Below are 17,436 nucleotides of genomic sequence, written 5' to 3' on the forward strand. Positions count from 1 at the left end.
ACGCGCCGTGACGACGCCCGCCGACGGGCTGGGCACCCGCCGCGCGCTCGCCGCGCAGCTGCGCCTACTGGGTGTACGCCCCGGCTCGACGGTGCTTGTGCACGCCGGGATGCGCTCGCTGGGCTTCGTCTGCGGTGGGCCGCAGGCGCTGGTGCTCGCCCTGCGCGACGCGCTCGGCCCGGACGGCACGATCGTGGTGCCCACCCACACCCCCGACAACAGTGACCCGGCGCAGTGGCGCAACCCGCCGGTGCCGGTGGACTGGTGGCCGCTGATCCGCGCCGAGATGCCGGGCTACGACCCGGCGGTCACGCCGAGTCGGCACATGGGTGTGTTCGCCGAGACGGTCCGCTGCTGGCCCGCGGCGCTGCGCAGCGCGCATCCCCACGTGTCGTTCGCCGCGCTCGGGCCGACGGCCGAGCAGGTGGTCACCGGGCACGGCCTGGCCGACATGCTCGGTGCGGGCTCGCCGCTGGCCCGGCTCTACGACCTGGACGCCGACGTGCTGCTGCTCGGGGTGGACCACACCGTCAACACCTCGCTGCACCTGGCCGAATATCGCCTCCCGGCGCTGGTCCGCGAGCGACTGGGCGCGGCGGTGCGTACGGCCGACGGCGGCCGCGAGTGGGTGTGGTGGCAGGATGTCCGGCTCGACGCGAGCGACTTCGGCGCGTTGGGCGAAGACCTGGAGGCCACCGGGGCGGTGCGCTCCGGCCCGGTCGGCGCCGGGACGGGGAGGTTGGTACGCCAGCGGGCGGCTGTCGACTTCGCGGTGCAGTGGATGGCCCGCAACCGGACGACGGAGGATCTATGAGTGTGAGCGCCGAGGACTACCTGGCAGTGGTGACCGAGACGATCGGCCGGGTGTCCGCCAGCCAGCGGGAGGCGGTGGGGCGGGCCGCCGATCTGATCGCGGAAGCGGTGCGCGCCGACGGGGTGGTGCACGCCTTCGGCACCGGGCACTCCGAGGCCCTGGCCATGGAGATCGCCGGGCGGGCGGGTGGCCTGGTGCCCACCAACCGGATCGCGCTGCGTGACCTGGTGCTGCTGGGCGGCGAACCGGCCGAGCGTCTCGGACCGCTGCTGGAGCGGGATCCGGAGGTGGCGCACCGGCTCTGGGAGTTGGCCCCCGTACGGCCCGCCGACGTCTTCGTGCTCGCGTCGAACTCAGGGGTCAACGGCGCGATGGTCGAGTTCGCCACGCTGGTCAAGGAGCATGGTCACCCGCTGGTGGCGATCACCTCGGCGCAGCACTCCGGGCGGATGACGTCCCGCCACCCGTCCGGGCGCAAGCTGGCCGATCTCGCCGACGTGGTGCTCGACAACGGCGCGCCGTACGGCGATGCGACGCTGCCGCTGCCCGGCGGTGGCGCGGTCGGCGCGGTCTCGTCGATCACGGCGGCGCTGCTGGCGCAGCAGATCACCGTGGAGGTGGTCGCCCGGTTGCTGGCGGTGGGGGAGCGGCCTCCGGTCTACCTGTCGGCGAACATCCCGGACGGCGACGCGCACAACAACGCGCTGGAGGCCCGGTACGCCGGCCGGATCCGCCGCGGCTCCTGACACCGGGCGGCAGGCGCGGGCGGCGTGGATGGCGCGGCCAGCGGCATGACGGCGGCGTGGCGCGGGCGGCGGCGGCGCGGCGACCGGGCGATGGCCGGCGGGTGACCGGCGGATGGCCGGGACGTGTCGTGAACCCGTTTCGCGCTCGGTCGTGGGGGGCATTGGCGTTGCTGCCGGCGGCCGGGACCGTCGGCAGTAGCGTCTGACCGGAGGTAGCGCGTGTCCAAGGAGACAGAGAAGCAGCGTTGGCAACGCAACTTCGCCGACCTGTTGCAGGAGCTGCGGGTCGCCCAGACCGGTGTGCAGATCCTCTTCGCCTTCCTGCTCACCCTTCCGTTCAGCAACGGCTTCACCCGGACCAGCGAGTTCCAGCGGGACGTCTACATCGTCGCGCTGCTCGCCGCGGCCGCCGCCACCGCGCTGATCATCTCGCCGGTGGCGTTCCACCGGGCGTTGTTCCGCCAGGGGCGCAAGCCGGAGCTGGTGCGGTTCGCGCACCGGATGGCCACCGGCGGCCTCGCCTTCATGCTGATCGCGATGGTCAGCGCGGTGCTGCTGATCACCGACTTCGTGCTGGACCGGCCGATCGCCTTCGTGCTCAGCGCGGTGGCCGGGCTCTGGTTCCTCGCGTTCTGGGTGATCCTGCCGTTCGCCCGACGCAACTGGGGCGACGACGACATCGACGACGAGGATGACGACCCGGATGCGGCCGGCGGTCGCTGAGCACGTCGATCCGCCCGCACCGCTACCCCTGGGTAACAACCGGGGGTAGCGTGACGGTAGTCACGCACGTCGACGCGGTCCGCGCCGGTCCGGCCGGGCGGCCGGGGGACGCGCAACAGCCGCAGCCGCACCGAGCTTCGAGGGGGCAGCCGTGACCACGACGCAGAACGGCCGACCGGCACCGGACGGCCCCGACTCCGAATCCGCGGCCGACACCGCCGGCGCCGCCGCCCCGCTGCCCACCGAGGCCGGGCAGGTCTCGGAGAAGGAGGCCCGGCAGGTCGCCGAGGCCGCCCGGGAGTCCGCCTGGGACCGGCCCAGCTTCGGCAAGGAGCTGTTCCTCGGGCGGTTCCGGCTCGACCTGATCGACCCCTGGCCCACCTCCGACCCGGACGACGTGGCCCGCGCCGAGGAGTTCCTCGGCCGGTTCCGCGACTTCCTCACCTCCGAGGTGGACGGCGCGGCCATCGAGCGGGAAGCCTCGATTCCGGACTCCGTGTTCCACGGGCTGGCCGACCTCGGCGCGTTCGGCATGAAGATCGATCGGAAGTACGGCGGCCTCGGGCTGAGCAACCTGCACTACTGCCGCGCGCTGATGCTGGCCGGCTCGGTCAGCCCGGCGATCGGCGCGCTGCTCTCGGCCCACCAGTCGATAGGTGTGCCGCAGCCGCTGAAGATGTTCGGCACCGCCGAGCAGAAGCAGCGCTTCCTGCCCCGACTCGCCGCCGGGGAGGTCTCCGCGTTCCTGCTCACCGAGCCCGACGTCGGCTCCGACCCGGCCCGGCTCGCCACCACCGCAGAGCCGACCGAGGACGGCACCGGCTACCGGCTCAACGGTGTGAAGCTCTGGGCCACCAACGGCATCGTCGCCACCCTGCTGGTCGTGATGGCCCGGGTGCCGGCCGCCGAGGGTCGGCGCGGCGGGATCACCGCGTTCGTGGTGGACGGCGACAGCGCGGGCATCACAGTGGAACGGCGCAACGAGTTCGTCGGCCTCCGCGGCCTGGAAAACAGCCTGACCCGGTTCCACGACGTGTTCGTGCCGGCGGAGAACGTCATCGGTGGTGAGGGCAAGGGGCTCAAGATCGCCCTGACCACGCTGAACACCGGTCGGCTCTCGCTGCCGGCCATGTGCGTGGGCGCCGGCAAGTGGTCGTTGAACGTGGCACGCGGATGGGCCGCCGACCGGGTCCAGTGGGGTCGGCCGGTGGGCGAGCACGAGGCGGTCGCCCAGAAGCTCTCCTTCATCGCCGCCACCACGTACGGCATGGAGACCATGCTCGACCTCTGCTGCCTGCTCGCCGACGACGACCGCAACGACATCCGGATCGAGGCGGCGCTGGTCAAGCTGTACGCCAGCGAGATGGCCTGGAAGATCGCCGACGAGCTCATCCAGATCCGGGGCGGGCGTGGCTACGAGACTGCCGACTCGCTGGCCGCTCGCGGCGAACGTCCGGCCAACGTCGAGCAGGTGCTCCGGGACCTGCGGATCAACCGGATCTTCGAGGGCTCGACCGAGATCATGCATCTGCTGATCGCCCGCGAGGCGGTCGACGCCCACCTGTCGGTGGCCGGCGACATCATCGACCCGGAGGCGGGGCTCGGCCGCAAGGCCCGCGCCGGCGCAAGAGCGGGCGCGTTCTACGCGAGGTGGCTGCCCACCCTCGCGGTCGGCAGGGGCCAGAGCCCGTCGGCGTACGCCGAGTTCGGCCCCCTGGCCGCGCACCTGCGCCAGGTGGAGCGGTCGTCGCGCAAGCTGGCCCGGTCGACGTTCTACGCGATGTCCCGCTGGCAGGGAAAGATGGAGCGCAAGCAGGCGTTCCTCGGGCGTGTGGTGGACATCGGCGCGGAATTGTTCGCGATGTCCGCCGTCTGTGTCCGGGCGTCCGCCGAGCGCGACACGCGGCCGGAGAACGTCGAGCTGGCCGACCTGTTCTGCCGGCAGGCCCGAGTCCGGGTGGACGCGCTGTTCGCCGCTCTGTGGGACAACACCGACTCCGTCGACACGGCCGCCGCCAAGCGGATCCTCGCCGGCCGCTACGCGGGCCTGGAGGAGGGCGTCGTCACCCCGTCCGAGGAGTTGCCCTGGGTGGCCCGCTGGTCGCCCGGCCCGTCCACCGCCGAGGACGTCCGCCGCCGCATCCCGCCGAGGCCGTGACGGGTGCGACGTCGGTTGGTCAGCGGGAGACCGCCCAGGCCAGCACACCCGCCAGGATCAGGCCGTTGAGCCCGGCCAGGGCCAGGTATGCCGCCGGTGGGATCTTCTTGCCCTTGCGCACGAAGGAGACCAGGACGGCGGCGTAGCCGAGCAGCAGCACGGCGATGACGATCAGGAAGTAGAACACCCGAAGACCCTAGCGGCCCCGGCTGCGCAGGCCGGAAGTGGCGCGGTGGGCGTGCCGACGGACATGCTCGCGCGGGGCGGTACGGCGGTGTCCGTTGATCAGGAGATGGAAAGTAGGTCAGAAGCGGCTCTCAGACCTACTTTTCATCACCTGATCATGGCAAGGGCGGCTGACCAGCGGCGCCCGAACGGGACGCGCCGACCTCACCTGCCCCGGCTGCGTAGGCCGAGTTGGCGCAGCTCCAACGCGGCCAGCGCGTCGACTGTCGCGTCGTCGCCGCGCCGCCACGCCTCGGCCACGTCCGGTGCGATCCGGGCCAGCCGGCCCAGCGGCTGGGTGGCGAGCGCGCGCAGCGCGAGCAGGTCCCGTCCGGCCGGTCCGGCGGCCAGCTTCGCGGCCGATCCGGCCCGGCGCATCCAGCGCAGCCGCAGCGGCAGCCATCCGAACAGCACCAGGCCGAGCGGGAAGATCAGCACCGCGATGGTGAGGGCGAGGGCGAGTTGGTCGACCAGGTGCTGCTGGTCGCGGCCGGCGTCGGCGAGACCTCGGGCGGCGTCGGCGGCCCGCTGGAAGGGTGCGGTCAGCTCGTCGCCGACAAGCGGCACCCGCCGGACCTTGCCGCCCGCGTCGGCGAGGTTGTCGGCGAGGCCACTGCCGGCGCCCTCCAGCTTCTGTCCGGGTACGGCGAGCTTCTGCACCAGATCGTGCAGCCAGAGCGCGGCGCGGATCGCGACGTACACCCAGGCGATGACGAGCAGGTCGGTGAGCAACTGACGGACGGCGGTCGGCAACCGATCGGCGTAGATCTTCACGCCGGACAGCGTGCCACGAACGACTCCGGCCCGGCACCCGTCGATTCGGCGGCCGGTGCGGCCCGGGCGAAGGCGCGACCGCTTTCGGTCAGGCGAGCCGCAGGTCCACGAACGCGACGGTGTCACCCGGCAAGACGTACCGCTCGATCTCGACGAAGCCGTGCTGTCGGGCGAACCGCAGGCCCTCGTCGTTGGACGCCAGGACGACGGTCTCGATGACCTGCGCGCCGAGCTCCCGCGCCCGCGCCAGCCCGCGCTGGTAGATCTGCTCCCCGTAGCCACGTCGGCGGCTGCCGGGCACGACCCGCGCGATCACGGTCGCGGCGTCGGGGGTCGGGGGCCGTACCGTCGAGCAGCCCACCGGCACCCCGTCGGCGTACGCGACCTCGAGGACGTTGCGCTGGGCGCGAGCGACGATCTCGTCCGCCGACAGCGGAGCCGTGTGGATGATCGAATTGTGGATGTGTTGCCAGTCGAGCAGGGTCGCTTCGCCGGGCACTGGCCGCACCGGAGTGAACCGAAGGTCGGTCACGGCGTCAGTGGACACAGGCCGGGCAGGTGCCGAAGATCTCCAGGGTGTGGCTGACGTCCGCGTAGCCGTGTTGCGCCGCGACCCGGTCGGCCCAGCTCTCCACCGCGGGGCCGGCGACCTCGACCGTACGCCCGCAGGCCCGGCAGACCAGGTGGTGGTGGTGTCCCTCGCTGCACCGGCGGTAGAGGTGCTCACCGCCCGGCGGGCGCATCACGTCGATCTCGCCCGCGTCGGCCAGCCCCTGCAACGTGCGGTAGACAGTCGTCAGGCCCACCCGCTCGCCGCGCTGCCGGAGCATCGCGTGCAGGTCCTGGGCGCTGTGGAAGCCCTCCATCTCGCCCAGCAGCGCGCTCACCGCCGAGCGCTGCCGCGTGTTGCGCACCGCGGCGCCACTCTCACTCATGATCCCTCCCCGGCGTGGCTGACCGCGTCCGCCACGATGTGCGCGACGTGCTCGTCGACGAGGCTGTAGGCGATCTCCCGACCCCGGCGGGAACCGCGCACCACGCCCGCTCCGCGCAGCACCCGCAGGTGCTGGGACACCAGCGGTTGTGCGGCGCCCAGCTTCTCCACCAGCTCGTGCACGCACCGCTCGCCGCCGGCGAGCTCGCTGACGATGGCCAGCCGGATCGGCGCCGACAGGGCCCGGAGCAGCTCGCTGGCTCCGTCGAAACCCTCGTAGCCCGTTGCGCTGGTCATCTTGCAACGGTAACCAATACCACCGACATCCGCCGATCAGCCTCGGTCGAGCACGACCTCGTGCGGTTCCGGCACCGGCACGGTAGCCGGCGCGGTGCGGCGGCGCACGGCCCGCCAGGCAGCGCCCGCCACGGCCACCACCAGGAAGGAGGCGATGGCCAGCAGCACCACCGAGGCGCCGGGCGGGGTGTCGGCGGTGGCCGCCACCCAGACGCCGGCGCCGGCGGCGAAGAGCCCGAGCGCCATGGCGGCGGTCATCGTGCTGCGGAAGCCCCTGGTGACCTGCTGGGCGGTGGCCACCGGAACGACCATCAGCGCGCTGATCAGCAGCACCCCGACGGCCCGCATCGCGATTGTCACCGTGACCGCGGTGGTGACCGCGATCAGCAGGTTGAGGGTTCGCACCGGCAGGCCGGAGACGCGGGCGTACTCCTCGTCGTGGCTGATCGCGAAGAGTGCCGGCCGCAGCACGATCATGGTGATCAGGATCGCCGCGCCGAGCACTCCGACGGTGATCAGGTCGGTGGTCGAGGTGGAGAGCAGCGACCCGAACAGGTAGGCGTTGAGGTTGGCGCTTGTCGCGTCGGACAGGCCGACCAGCAGGACGCCACCGGCGATGCCGCCGTAGAAGAGCAGCGCCAGGGCCAGGTCGCCGGAGGTCCGCCCGCGAGCGCGGACCACCTCGACGGCGATCGCGCCGACCGTGGCGACGATCACCGCCACCAGCACCGGCGAGCGGTTGAGGAGCAGGCCGGCGCCGACGCCCGTCAACGCCACGTGCCCGATGCCGTCGCCGATCAGTGTCAGTCGGCGCTGCACCAGGTAGATGCCGAGCGCCGGCGCGGCCAGGCCGATCACCAACGCGCCGATCAGGGCGCGCTGCATGTAGGGGTACTGGAAGAGTTCCATTTCTCAGTTGCTCCACAGCCCGGCGGGCTCGTCGGGACCGTGCGGGTGCACGTGGTCGTGGTCGGGCTCCGCGTGGTGGCCGGCCGGGTCCGGAACCGCGCCGTCGTGACAGATGCCGCCCTGGTGGACGACGACCGCCCGGGTGATCACCGGCCGCAGCGGGCCCAGCTCGTGTGCCACCAGCAGCACCGTCCCGCCGTCGGCGACGAAGTCGCGCAGCGCGCCCGCGAACGCCTCCTGGCTGGCCGCGTCCACCCCGGCGGTGGGCTCGTCGAGGACCAGCAGCTCCGGCTGGCCGGCAAGCGCGCGGGCGATCAGGGTGCGCTGCTGCTGACCGCCGGAGAGGGTGGCCACCGGGTCGCCGGCCCGGTCGGCGAGCCCGACCGCGCGCAGGGCCGCGTCGACGGCGGTCCGGTCGGCGGCGCCGGGTGGACGCAGTACGCCCCGGCGGGCCAGCCGGCCGGAGGCCACCACCTCGCGGACCGTGGCGGGCACGCCTCCGCCGGCGCCGAGGCGCTGCGGCACGTACCCGATGCGCTGCCACTGGCGGAACTGGCGCAACGGCCTGTCGAAGAGGGTGATCGAGCCGGCGCCGAGCGGCACGAGGCCGAGGATCGCGCGGATCAGCGTGGACTTGCCGGAACCGTTGGCCCCGAGCACCGCGACCACCTCCCCGGCGGTCACTCTGAGCGAGACGTCCCGGAGCACCGGGCGGCCGTCGTAACCGACCGCGCCGTGCTCGACGGTGATGACGGGGGTGCTCACGAGCAGCTCAACGCCGTCCGCAGGGTCTGCAGGTTGGTACGCATCACCGAAAGGTAGTCCGAGTCGCTGCCCGCGGCGAGCCCTTCGATCGGGTCGAGCACCGCGGTCTTCGCGCCGACCTGACCGGCGATGGTCTCGGCGACCTTCGGGCTGACCAGCGACTCGAAGAAGATCGTGCTGGCCCGGTGCTCCTTGGCCTCCTCGATGACCTGTGCGAGCCGCTGCGGCGAGGGCTCGACGTCGGGGGTGAGCCCGGTGATGCCCACCTGGTCGAGCCGGTAGCGGTCGGCCAGGTAGCCGAACGCGGCGTGGCTGGTGACGATCTCCCGCCGCTGGCAGGTCGCCAGGCCCTGGGTGAACTCGCCGTCGAGGGCCGTGAGGTCGGCGCGCAGCGCCGTGGCGCGGGCGGTGTAGTCGGCGGCGTGGTCCGGGTCGACGGTGCCGAGACGCTTGGCGAGTTGGTCGCCGATGCCGGCGAGGCGGGTCGGGTCGAGCCAGACGTGCGGGTCCTTGGCGTGCCGGTGCTGCTCCTCGCCCTGCTCCTCCTCGCCCTCGTGGTTGTGGCCACCGGCGCTCGCGTCCAGCAGCGGCTGCACGCCGGCCACGTCGAACACCCGGTCGTCGTCGTCCTGCGCGACCGCCTCGTCCACCGCCGGCTGGAAGCCCTTGAGGTAGACGATCATCTCGGCCTCGGTGACCTCACCGACCTGGCTCGGGCTGAGCTCCAGGTCGTGCGGCTCGGCGCCGGGCTTGGCCAGGTTGGTCACGCGGACCGCGTCACCGCCGACGCGCTCGGCGAGGAACTGGAGGGGATAGAACGCGGCAACCACGTCGACCCGTTGCGGATCGGCGCCGGCCGCGCCGCCGATGGAGCAGCCGGCGCCGGCGCTCAGGGTGAGCAGGGCGGTCGCGGCGGCCAGGACGCGGGACGTGGTGCGGTTGGTCATGTCCCCAACTGTCCGTGGTAACGACAATGATTGTCAAAAACGCATGCTTGCATGTCAGAGCAGCTTCGCCAGACCCACGGTGACCAGCAGGGTCAGCATCAGCAGCCGGATCAGCCGGGTCTGCGGCGCCTGAACGGGCCAGGTGGTCGCCAACAGGACGATCAGGGCGGCGGCGAGGGCCAACGTCAGCAGCCCGCCCACCACCCCCGGCGTGAAGAACGCCACCAGCACCACCACCAGGGTGAGCAGGAACACCGACGTCGGGTTCGCCCCGGCCAACCGGGCCAGCAGAGGGCGCTGCGTACGCTGCATCCCACAGACTCTACGAGGAGGAACCCCCGGTGCTGGTGACCAACCGGTTCGTGGTCGACGTCGATGTCGCCGACGGCTTCACCGAACGGGCGCACGCCGCCCTCACGGCCCTGGCCGCCTGCCCCGGCTACCTGCGCGGCCAACTGGTCCGAGCCCTGGACGACCCCCGGTACTGGTCGCTCGTCACCGAGTGGGAGTCGGTAGGCACCTACCGGCGGGCGCTGGGCGCCTTCGAGGTCAAGGTGAGCGCGGTGCCGTTGCTCGCCGAGTCGGTCGACGAGCCGTCCGCGTACGAGGCGCTGGCCAGCGCCGCGCCCGGGGGAGCCGTGGTGGTCGCCGAGAGTGATCGGGCTGCGGGTCCTTACCGCTGAGCGGCAGGACACTACGCTGCTCCTATGACCGCACCCGCCCCGCCGCCCGGTCCCGGTGTGGCTCCGCCGTTCGCCGCGCCGCCCACCGAGGGCCGCCGGACCCGGCTCTGGATCGGCCTCGGCGTCGGCGCGCTCGCCGTGGCGCTCTGCTGTGGCGGGGGCGGCAGCGCCGTCGTCGGCCTGGCCGTGAGCGGCGTGCAGGCGGTTCGCGAGCAGGGCCGCACGGTCACCGGCGACTACTACCAGGCGCTCGTCGAGCGAAACTACGGCCGGGCGTACGACCAGCTCTGCGACGACGCGCAGCGGCGCGAGTCCCGCCCCGAGTTCGAGCGGCGGGCCGCCGCCGAGCCGCAGGTCACCGCGTTCCGGGTGGGTGAGGTGGACACCACCAGCCTGACCGTTCCGGTCGACGTGACCCTCGACGGCGGCGACCGGGAGCGGCAGCAGGTCAGCCTGGGCCAGGACGGTCAGACCGGCGGCATGGAGGTCTGCGGGGTGAGCTGACCCCCGCCCCCGGTATTCTGCTGGGCTCGGGGCGCCGGTGGTCGTACCGTTGTCCCGAACCGACCGATCCATCCACATCTCGCCCCCGCCGACCGCCAGCCGGCGTAGGAGGAAACATGCCAGCCGACCGTATCGACGCCGTCGTCAGCCTCGCCAAGCGCCGAGGCTTCGTCTTCCCCTCCAGCGAGATCTACGGAGGCACCCGATCGGCGTGGGACTACGGTCCGCTCGGCGTGGAGCTCAAGGAGAACGTCCGCCGGCAGTGGTGGAAGACAATGGTCCAGCAGCGTGACGACGTCGTCGGCCTCGACTCCGCGGTGATCCTGGCCCGCAAGGTGTGGGAGGCGTCCGGCCACATCGCCGAGTTCGTCGACCCGCTCACCGAGTGCCAGTTCTGCCACAAGCGGTTCCGGGCCGACCACCTGGAGGAGGCGTACGAGGCCAAGCACGGCCACGCGCCGACCTCGCTCGCCGAGCTGAACTGCCCCAACTGCGGCAACAAGGGCACCTTCACCGAGCCGAAGATGTTCAACGGTCTGATGAAGACCTACCTCGGCCCGGTGGAGAGCGACGAGGGGCTGCACTACCTGCGCCCGGAGACCGCGCAGGGCATCTTCGTCAACTACAAGAACGTCGAGACGGTCGCCCGCAAGAAGCCGCCGTTCGGCATCGCGCAGACCGGTAAGTCGTTCCGCAACGAGATCACCCCGGGCAACTTCATCTTCCGGACCCGCGAGTTCGAGCAGATGGAGATGGAGTTCTTCGTCGAGCCGGGCACCGACGAAGAGTGGCACGAGTACTGGCTCCAGGAGCGCTGGAACTGGTATCTCGACCTCGGCCTTTCGGCGGACAATCTGCGTCTCTACGAGCACCCCGCGGAGAAGCTCTCGCACTACTCGAAGCGCACTGTCGACATCGAGTACCGCTTCCAGTTCGGCGGCACCGAGTTCGCCGAGCTGGAGGGTGTCGCCAACCGCACCGACTTCGACCTGTCCACGCACAGCAAGCACTCCGGCGTCGACCTGTCGTACTTCGACCAGACCAAGAGCGAGCGCTGGATGCCGTACGTCATCGAGCCCGCCGCCGGTCTGACCCGCGCCGTGCTCGCCTTCCTGCTGGAGGCGTACGACGAGGACGAGGCGCCCAACACCAAGGGTGGCGTGGACAAGCGCACGGTGATGCGGTTCGACCCGCGGCTGGCCCCGGTGAAGGTGGCGGTGCTGCCGCTGTCCCGCAACGAGGCGCTCTCGCCGAAGGCGAAGGACCTCGCGACGCTGCTGCGTAAGCGCTGGGTGGTGGAGTTCGACGACTCGCAGGCGATCGGCCGCCGCTACCGCCGGCAGGACGAGATCGGCACCCCGTTCTGCGTCACCGTCGACTTCGACACCCTGGACGACAACGCCGTGACGGTGCGGAACCGCGACACCATGGGCCAGGAGCGGGTCTCCCTGGACCAGGTCGAGCGTTACCTGATCGAACGCCTTCCCGGCTGCTGACCTGATAGCGAAAGTGCCTCCTCTCCACCGCCGTGGAGAGGAGGCACTTTCGGTTCTCGTGGCAGCCCGGAAAATAGCCGTGCAAATTGTCGACCAGCGGCGGGTCGTGGCCGATGAAATCAATTCAATGCCATCCTTCGATATCGTGATCTCAGCCGGAAGGAAAGTGAGACCACGTTGGCGAAGCGATTTTCTGTCCTCCGCTTGGCCGCTGCGGCGTCGATTGTCGCGGGACTGCCGGCCCTCGCGGGCTCCTCGGCCCAACACAGTGCCGCCCAGCCTCCCCCTGCCGAGGCTGCCGCCCACGCCACCCCGCTGCCGAACGCGTCATCCGCGCCCCGCCTGTCGACAGGTCCCGAAGCCATGGTCCCGTCGTCCGTCGAGGGGATCATCGAGGCCGCCCAGGAGAGGCCCCAGCCGCCTGTCGCGTCCCGTCGCGCTCGCGAGCCGGTTGGGTCTCCCAAGGCAAGCACGACACGTCTCTCCCCCGTCACGGCGATCCACTCGCAGACCGCGGTCGACCGCGGAGCGCTGGTCACCTGGACGACGTCGCCGACCTGCCTCCTGGCGGGGCACGACACGATGGGTTGGGCGTGGCTGGACGACCTCACCACAGGGACTGTGGTCCGGGTCGGGTCGGGGCCGTGCAGGGGCACCTATCAGGTGGTCGGGCACCGGTGGCAGCCGCGCAAGGGCGGCTCGCTGCCTTCCTGGATGGGCCACTACGACCTCGTGCTCCAGACCTGCACGGGGCGGAGCGGGACGGGCTTCAGCACCGCCCGACGGATGACTCGCTAGGCCGGGTCGGGTCGACCCCGGGCGCCCGCCGAGCGCCAGGCATAGGTGGAGGAACCTCTCCTTATACTCGGAGAGTGAGTGATGTTGCGGTGGCGACCGGACGCCCGTTGACCCTGGGCGGCTACCAGGTGTGGCCGCCGGTGGTGCTCGCGCCGATGGCCGGTATCACCAACGTCGGGTTCCGCCGGCTCTGCCGCGAGCAGGGCGGCGGCATCTACGTCTGCGAGATGATCACCACACGTGCGCTGGTCGAGCGCAACCCGAAGACGCTGCACATGATCGCGTTCGGCGACGACGAGCAGCCACGCAGCCTCCAGCTCTACGGCACCGACCCGGAGGTCACCGCCGCGGCCGTGCGGATCATCGTCGAGCGCAACCTGGCCGACCACATCGACCTCAACTTCGGCTGCCCGGTCCCCAAGGTCACCCGACGGGGCGGTGGCGCGGCGCTCCCGTGGCGACGCCGGCTCTTCGCCCGCCTGGTCCGGGCCGCGGTGGACGCCGCCGCACCCTCCGGGGTGCCGGTCACCGTCAAGATGCGCAAGGGCATCGACGACGACCACCTGACGTACGTCGAAGCGGGGCTCGCCGCCCAGGACGCGGGCGTGGCCGCCGTGGCCCTGCACGGGCGGACGGCCGCGCAGCGCTACTCGGGCACCGCCGACTGGGACGCGATTGCCACCCTGAAGCAGGCCCTCGACGTGCCGGTGCTCGGCAACGGCGACATCTGGGAGGCCGACGACGCGCTGCGGATGGTCGCCCACACCGGCGTCGACGGTGTGGTCGTCGGCCGTGGCTGCCTCGGCCGGCCGTGGCTCTTCGCCGACCTGGAGGCCGCCTTCAACGGGCGTCCCGAACGGCGCCTGCCCGCCCTCGGCGAGGTGGCGGTGACCATGCGCCGCCACGCCGAACTGCTCGTCGACCAGTTCGTGGCCGGTGCCCGCAACCCCGCCCGGGGTGAGCGGGACGGCTGCACCGACTTCCGCAAGCACGTCGCCTGGTACCTGAAGGGCTTCCCGGTCGGTGGCGAACTGCGTCGCTCGCTGGCGATGATCGAGAGCCTGGCCCAGCTCGACGACCTGCTCGGCAAGCTCGACCCGGCGGAACCCTTCCCGGTGGCCGCCCTCGGTCAGCCGCGCGGGCGCACCAACTCGCCCGGCAAGGTCTCCCTCCCGGACGGCTGGCTGGCCAGCCGGGACGACGACACCGTTCCCGAGGGCGCCGAAATGGACGACTCCGGCGGCTGAACCTCCGGCCGGCTGAGCAAGACGCCCCGCGAACCTCCCTTCCGAACGCTGCCTCGGCGGGGCTGGGCAGATGAGTTCGGCGTCCTATCGAGCTGATGTCGGGAACGAATCACCCGCTCGACCCGCTCGACCCGCTCGACCCGCTCGCGTCGGTCGGCCGTCCCCTGATTCGTTTACGACATCAGCTCCAAAGGACCCACGACGCGGTCGGCGGGTTGCCTGCCGTGCTCCGGACCGCGACCGGTCAAGCCGAAAAGGGCCGGGCCCCTGGTGGGGTCCGGCCCTTCGGTGGTGTGCTCGCGGTGTCAGCTGGTGGCGTAGCCGCGGGTGGCGATCCAGTCGGCGAGGTGCTCGACGGTGACCTCGTAGGAGGCGGTGTTCGGGTCGGCCGAGTCGGCGATCCGCACGATCGCACCGTTGTCGCGGTAACCCACGACGCTGATGTAGTGCCCGCCCTCGAACGAGTGGATGCCGCCGTCGGTGTCGGTGGTGGTGCCGGCGATGTTGGCGACCACGGCCCGACCGTTGTCCACGGTCTTGACCACGTCGGCGCGCAGCTGATCGGTCTGCTTGGCGTCGGCGTCGGGCTTGCTGATCTCCACGCTGTGGTAGGCGTCGGCCTTACCGGTCTCCTTGTTCAGCACCGGGGTGATGTCGTTGATGCTGTTGGTGCCGGCCTCGGTGGTGCCCATCTCCTTGGCCATGGCGTCCACGCTGATGTCCTTGCCCTGCACGGACAGGGCGTTACGGGCCGCGGCCGGACCGCAGTAGTAGAAGTTCGGCTGCGCCTCGTAGCGCACCCCGAGCTGACGCTCGCCGTGACCCTTGCGGTCGGTCTGGGTCTGCGACACGGGCTTGGCGTCCGACGCGGCGTAGGCGGCAGTCACGGGACCGGCGATGGCGCCACCGGTGAAGGCCAGGCCAGCAGCGGTCAGAGCGGTCTTACGAATCAGATCGGTACGCATGATGGCGTGCTCCTCTGCATCGGGGGAAAGTGCCTCGGCACACGAATGTCGCGGGGGGTGTGTGCCGGGCGGGAAGTCTCAGGGGGATCCACCCGGCGGCTCGGCCTGCTCGGGTGTCCGGGGGGTGTAACCGTGGCGGCCGGTCGGGTGTTCCCGGCGGCTGCCGCACGGGCCGGCCGGTGGTGCTGCTCGGCCGTGCGGGGGTGTAACCGTGGCGGCCGGTCGGGTGTTCCCGGCGGCTGCCGTGCTCCACGGCCCGGGGGTCGCGGCGGCATGCCAGGTATAACGACCCCGGCGGGCCCACGATTCCGCCGCCCGGGTGGCACCGACCACGGGACGCAACCACCGATACCGGACAAAACCCACGCCCCTGGCGGCCAGCCCCGGCGGTTGCGGGGGTGATCGACTCGGGTTCCGGTGATAGCGGGGTGTTCGGGCATGCGGGACACCCCGACTTCATGCAACCCGAGTCGATCACCCTCTTGGCGGGGGCCTACGGGGTTGTCGGGTCGTTCTGGGGTGCGCGGTCCTGCCGGGGGATCGTGGGAGTCGCCGGCCAGGGGATCTCGGGGGCGCGGTGGAAGGTGATCCCGGCGGTGGACCAGCGCGGGCCGTGCCCGGCCAGGCGCTCACGGAACCCGGCCCAGTCGTGTGCGGCCCGGGTCGACCAGCCCAACTCGGCGATGGCGGGCAGTCGGGGGAACAGCATGAACTCGATGTCGGTGAGCGAGGTGACCGATTCGGTCCACAGCGGGGCCTCCACGCCGAGGACGGCCGTGGTGGGCACGCCGGCGACGTGTGTGCCCGGATCCCAGTCGTACGCGCGGCGCACGTCGATCAGGCCGGCCCAGTCGTGCCCGATCGGGGTGTCCTCGGCGTACTTCATGTCCAGGTAGGCGTGGTTGCCGGGGGAGAGGATCAGTCGGGCGCCCCGGCGGACCGCGCCGGCCGTGGTGGGATCGTCGGCGTCGGTGCCCCACCACTGCAGGACCCGCCCGTCGAGGTGCGCGGCCGGGGCGATCTGGTGCCAGCCCACCACCGCCTTGCCGGTGTCGGCGACGATCCGCTGCGCCCGCTCCACGAAGTCGGTGTAGACCGCGCCCTTGACCTTGAACGCCTCGTCGCCGCCGATGTGCAGCCACGGCCCGGGGGTGAGGGCGGCCACCTCGCCGAGCACGTCGGCGATGAAGTCGTACGTCTGCTCGTCGGCCGGGTCGACGTAGCTGAAGCCGACCTCGGTGCCGGTGTACGGCGGTGGCGCGAGCTTGTCCGGTGCGAGCCGTGGGTACGCGACGAGCGCCGCGTTGGTGTGGCCGGGCAGGTCGATCTCCGGGACCAGCGTGACGTGCCGGGCGGCGGCGTGGGAGACGATCCGCCGGTAGTCCGCCTTGGTGTAGTAGCCGCCGGGGCCGCCGCCGACCTCGCTCGCCCCACCGACGCCTGCCAGCTTCGGCCAGGAGTCGACGGCGATGCGCCAACCCTGGTCGTCGGTGAGGTGCAGGTGCAGGTGGTTGAGCTTGTAGCGGGCGAGGTGGTCGATCACCCGCAGGACGTCCTCGACGGCGAAGAAGTGCCGTGCCACGTCGAGCATCGCGCCCCGGTAGGGAAAGCGGGGGCGGTCGAGGATCGTGCCGCCGGGCACCGCCCAGCGCGTGGTCACCGGGGCCGGGCTCTCCACGGCGGCGGGGAGTAGCTGCCGGAGCGTCTGCACGCCGTGGAAGAGACCTGTCGCGGTGTCGGCGGTGATGCGTACCTCGGTGGCGGTCACGTCGAGCCGGTAGCCCTCCGCGCCGAGGTCGGCGGGGAGTGCGGGGGTGGGGCCGGCGGGCGTGGCGGCCAGGGTGAGCGTCAGCGTGCCGGTCGGCCCGTCCACGAGGGTGTCGGCGACCGGCAGGGGGAACCCGGTCGCCGGTCGGAGCAGCTCGGCGAGGTGGTCGGCCACCTCGCGGGCGCGCGGGTGGGCGGTGACCCGAATGGCGGTGTCCCCGGTGAGCACGAAGGTGGCGCCGGGGTCCGCTTCGACCCGTTCCGGCGCCGGTACGACGGCGTCGAGGCGTACCGCAGGGGCGAGCAGGTCCTCGCCGGCCGCCCGCGCGGCGAGCACGGCCAGGTCGCCGGCTCCCGGCTGGTGCGCGGGCAGCACGGCCGGGTCGGCGGGGGCCGTCGGGGTGGGCTCGGCGGCGGTCGGCTCGGTGTTCGGCTCGGGGGCGGGGGAGGGGAGCGGAAGGGAGGACACGACGACGGCTCCGGAGGGGGTTATTTGCGTCGGATATGGCAAAAGTCAGCTTCGGCAGAACCAGTGTCGTCAACAATACGAGGACCGGGGATATTGCGTGATCGTGCGCGTGGAAGCGTTCCCAAAAACCGGTACGAACGCGGATAGTCGTGATAGCTGTGCCTATTGTCACCGAACGGTCCCAGGCCGCCCGATCTTCGCTTAACCTTCGCCCT

Annotated in this window: 20 protein-coding genes; 9 read left to right on the forward strand and 11 right to left on the reverse strand. The window is 71.8% G+C overall.

What is annotated here, in order from left to right:
• Positions 1 to 7 precede the first annotated feature (7 nt).
• The 4 genes from ACGFIE_RS17435 to ACGFIE_RS17450 all read left to right on the forward strand — a co-directional run bounded on the left by ACGFIE_RS17435 (position 8) and on the right by ACGFIE_RS17450 (position 4,441).
• Entirely contained in the window at positions 8 to 814 is an 807-nt protein-coding gene (locus tag ACGFIE_RS17435; RefSeq protein ID WP_393295743.1) for an aminoglycoside N(3)-acetyltransferase, read from the forward strand.
• Positions 811 to 1,560 carry a sugar isomerase domain-containing protein gene (locus ACGFIE_RS17440; protein WP_393295745.1) on the forward strand — a complete coding sequence of 250 codons (750 nt, stop codon included), beginning with the start codon at positions 811 to 813 and terminating at the stop codon, positions 1,558 to 1,560. Before ACGFIE_RS17435 ends, ACGFIE_RS17440 begins: the two co-directional genes overlap by 4 nt.
• A 219-nt stretch (positions 1,561 to 1,779) precedes the next feature.
• On the forward strand, positions 1,780 to 2,283 hold the full coding sequence (locus tag ACGFIE_RS17445; RefSeq protein ID WP_363689200.1) for a DUF6328 family protein: 504 nt from the start codon (positions 1,780 to 1,782) through the stop codon (positions 2,281 to 2,283).
• 151 nt (positions 2,284 to 2,434) lie between these two features.
• Positions 2,435 to 4,441 carry an acyl-CoA dehydrogenase family protein gene (locus ACGFIE_RS17450; protein ID WP_393295747.1) on the forward strand — a complete coding sequence of 669 codons (2,007 nt, stop codon included), beginning with the start codon at positions 2,435 to 2,437 and terminating at the stop codon, positions 4,439 to 4,441.
• 19 nt (positions 4,442 to 4,460) lie between these two features.
• Here ACGFIE_RS17450 and ACGFIE_RS17455 read toward each other — a convergent pair whose 3' ends face one another.
• The 9 genes from ACGFIE_RS17455 to ACGFIE_RS17495 form a co-directional block, all read right to left on the reverse strand.
• Entirely contained in the window at positions 4,461 to 4,628 is a 168-nt protein-coding gene (locus tag ACGFIE_RS17455) for a hypothetical protein (RefSeq protein WP_393295749.1), read from the reverse strand.
• Between the two features lie 203 nt (positions 4,629 to 4,831).
• On the reverse strand, positions 4,832 to 5,440 hold the full coding sequence (locus ACGFIE_RS17460) for a hypothetical protein (RefSeq protein ID WP_393295751.1): 609 nt from the start codon (positions 5,438 to 5,440) through the stop codon (positions 4,832 to 4,834).
• Positions 5,441 to 5,528: 88 nt separating this feature from the next.
• Complete coding sequence (locus ACGFIE_RS17465; RefSeq protein WP_393295753.1) at positions 5,529 to 5,972, reverse strand: GNAT family N-acetyltransferase; 444 nt, start codon at positions 5,970 to 5,972, stop codon at positions 5,529 to 5,531.
• A 4-nt stretch (positions 5,973 to 5,976) separates the two neighbouring features.
• Positions 5,977 to 6,375 (reverse strand): Fur family transcriptional regulator, encoded by a 399-nt coding sequence (locus tag ACGFIE_RS17470; protein ID WP_007463905.1) that lies wholly within the window; start codon positions 6,373 to 6,375, stop codon positions 5,977 to 5,979.
• Positions 6,372 to 6,671, reverse strand: coding sequence for a metalloregulator ArsR/SmtB family transcription factor (locus tag ACGFIE_RS17475; protein ID WP_007463903.1), 300 nt, complete (start codon positions 6,669 to 6,671; stop codon positions 6,372 to 6,374). The genes ACGFIE_RS17470 and ACGFIE_RS17475 overlap by 4 nt, the downstream gene beginning before the upstream one ends.
• 36 nt (positions 6,672 to 6,707) lie before the next feature.
• Positions 6,708 to 7,580: a metal ABC transporter permease gene (locus ACGFIE_RS17480; protein WP_393295756.1), complete on the reverse strand. Its 873-nt coding sequence runs from the start codon at positions 7,578 to 7,580 to the stop codon at positions 6,708 to 6,710.
• Between the two features lie 3 nt (positions 7,581 to 7,583).
• Positions 7,584 to 8,345, reverse strand: a complete 762-nt coding sequence (locus ACGFIE_RS17485; protein WP_393295758.1) for a metal ABC transporter ATP-binding protein — start codon at positions 8,343 to 8,345, stop codon at positions 7,584 to 7,586.
• Complete coding sequence (locus ACGFIE_RS17490; RefSeq protein ID WP_393295760.1) at positions 8,342 to 9,292, reverse strand: metal ABC transporter substrate-binding protein; 951 nt, start codon at positions 9,290 to 9,292, stop codon at positions 8,342 to 8,344. The genes ACGFIE_RS17485 and ACGFIE_RS17490 overlap by 4 nt, the downstream gene beginning before the upstream one ends.
• 54 nt (positions 9,293 to 9,346) lie before the next feature.
• Positions 9,347 to 9,604 (reverse strand): hypothetical protein, encoded by a 258-nt coding sequence (locus tag ACGFIE_RS17495; protein ID WP_387186581.1) that lies wholly within the window; start codon positions 9,602 to 9,604, stop codon positions 9,347 to 9,349.
• 29 nt (positions 9,605 to 9,633) lie between these two features.
• Here ACGFIE_RS17495 and ACGFIE_RS17500 point away from each other — a divergent pair, with 29 nt between their 5' ends.
• The 5 genes from ACGFIE_RS17500 to dusB all read left to right on the forward strand — a co-directional run bounded on the left by ACGFIE_RS17500 (position 9,634) and on the right by dusB (position 14,020).
• Positions 9,634 to 9,975: an antibiotic biosynthesis monooxygenase gene (locus ACGFIE_RS17500; protein ID WP_007463893.1), complete on the forward strand. Its 342-nt coding sequence runs from the start codon at positions 9,634 to 9,636 to the stop codon at positions 9,973 to 9,975.
• Positions 9,976 to 9,999: 24 nt separating this feature from the next.
• A complete protein-coding gene (locus ACGFIE_RS17505; RefSeq protein WP_393295762.1) occupies positions 10,000 to 10,479 on the forward strand; it encodes a hypothetical protein in 480 nt (159 codons plus the stop codon).
• A gap of 116 nt (positions 10,480 to 10,595) precedes the next feature.
• Positions 10,596 to 11,975, forward strand: a complete 1,380-nt coding sequence (locus ACGFIE_RS17510; protein WP_393295764.1) for a glycine--tRNA ligase — start codon at positions 10,596 to 10,598, stop codon at positions 11,973 to 11,975.
• A gap of 363 nt (positions 11,976 to 12,338) precedes the next feature.
• A complete protein-coding gene (locus ACGFIE_RS17515) occupies positions 12,339 to 12,773 on the forward strand; it encodes a hypothetical protein (protein WP_393295766.1) in 435 nt (144 codons plus the stop codon).
• A 74-nt stretch (positions 12,774 to 12,847) separates the two neighbouring features.
• A complete protein-coding gene (gene dusB / locus ACGFIE_RS17520) occupies positions 12,848 to 14,020 on the forward strand; it encodes a tRNA dihydrouridine synthase DusB (RefSeq protein WP_393295768.1) in 1,173 nt (390 codons plus the stop codon).
• A 305-nt stretch (positions 14,021 to 14,325) separates the two neighbouring features.
• On the opposite strand, the gene ACGFIE_RS17525 is transcribed toward dusB, so the two are convergent.
• Both ACGFIE_RS17525 and ACGFIE_RS17530 read right to left on the reverse strand, forming a co-directional pair.
• Positions 14,326 to 14,985: a C39 family peptidase gene (locus ACGFIE_RS17525; RefSeq protein ID WP_393295770.1), complete on the reverse strand. Its 660-nt coding sequence runs from the start codon at positions 14,983 to 14,985 to the stop codon at positions 14,326 to 14,328.
• 493 nt (positions 14,986 to 15,478) lie between these two features.
• On the reverse strand, positions 15,479 to 17,221 hold the full coding sequence (locus tag ACGFIE_RS17530; RefSeq protein ID WP_393295772.1) for a beta-N-acetylhexosaminidase: 1,743 nt from the start codon (positions 17,219 to 17,221) through the stop codon (positions 15,479 to 15,481).
• Positions 17,222 to 17,436: the final 215 nt, after the last annotated feature.

It is taken from the genome of Micromonospora sp. NPDC049275 (assembly GCF_043197115.1).
Taxonomy (GTDB): domain Bacteria; phylum Actinomycetota; class Actinomycetes; order Mycobacteriales; family Micromonosporaceae; genus Micromonospora.

What these genes read in the sequence shown, in the direction of transcription:
- ACGFIE_RS17490 (WP_393295760.1), bottom strand. Translation starts at nt 9,292, where the DNA reads ATGACCAACCGCACCACGTCCCGCGTCCTGGCCGCCGCGACCGCCCTG.
- ACGFIE_RS17440 (WP_393295745.1), top strand. Translation starts at nt 811, where the DNA reads ATGAGTGTGAGCGCCGAGGACTACCTGGCAGTGGTGACCGAGACGATC.
- ACGFIE_RS17470 (WP_007463905.1), bottom strand. Translation starts at nt 6,375, where the DNA reads ATGAGTGAGAGTGGCGCCGCGGTGCGCAACACGCGGCAGCGCTCGGCG.
- ACGFIE_RS17505 (WP_393295762.1), top strand. Translation starts at nt 10,000, where the DNA reads ATGACCGCACCCGCCCCGCCGCCCGGTCCCGGTGTGGCTCCGCCGTTC.
- ACGFIE_RS17495 (WP_387186581.1), bottom strand. Translation starts at nt 9,604, where the DNA reads ATGCAGCGTACGCAGCGCCCTCTGCTGGCCCGGTTGGCCGGGGCGAAC.
- ACGFIE_RS17515 (WP_393295766.1), top strand. Translation starts at nt 12,339, where the DNA reads ATGGTCCCGTCGTCCGTCGAGGGGATCATCGAGGCCGCCCAGGAGAGG.
- ACGFIE_RS17510 (WP_393295764.1), top strand. Translation starts at nt 10,596, where the DNA reads ATGCCAGCCGACCGTATCGACGCCGTCGTCAGCCTCGCCAAGCGCCGA.
- ACGFIE_RS17525 (WP_393295770.1), bottom strand. Translation starts at nt 14,985, where the DNA reads ATGCGTACCGATCTGATTCGTAAGACCGCTCTGACCGCTGCTGGCCTG.
- ACGFIE_RS17480 (WP_393295756.1), bottom strand. Translation starts at nt 7,580, where the DNA reads ATGGAACTCTTCCAGTACCCCTACATGCAGCGCGCCCTGATCGGCGCG.
- ACGFIE_RS17475 (WP_007463903.1), bottom strand. Translation starts at nt 6,671, where the DNA reads ATGACCAGCGCAACGGGCTACGAGGGTTTCGACGGAGCCAGCGAGCTG.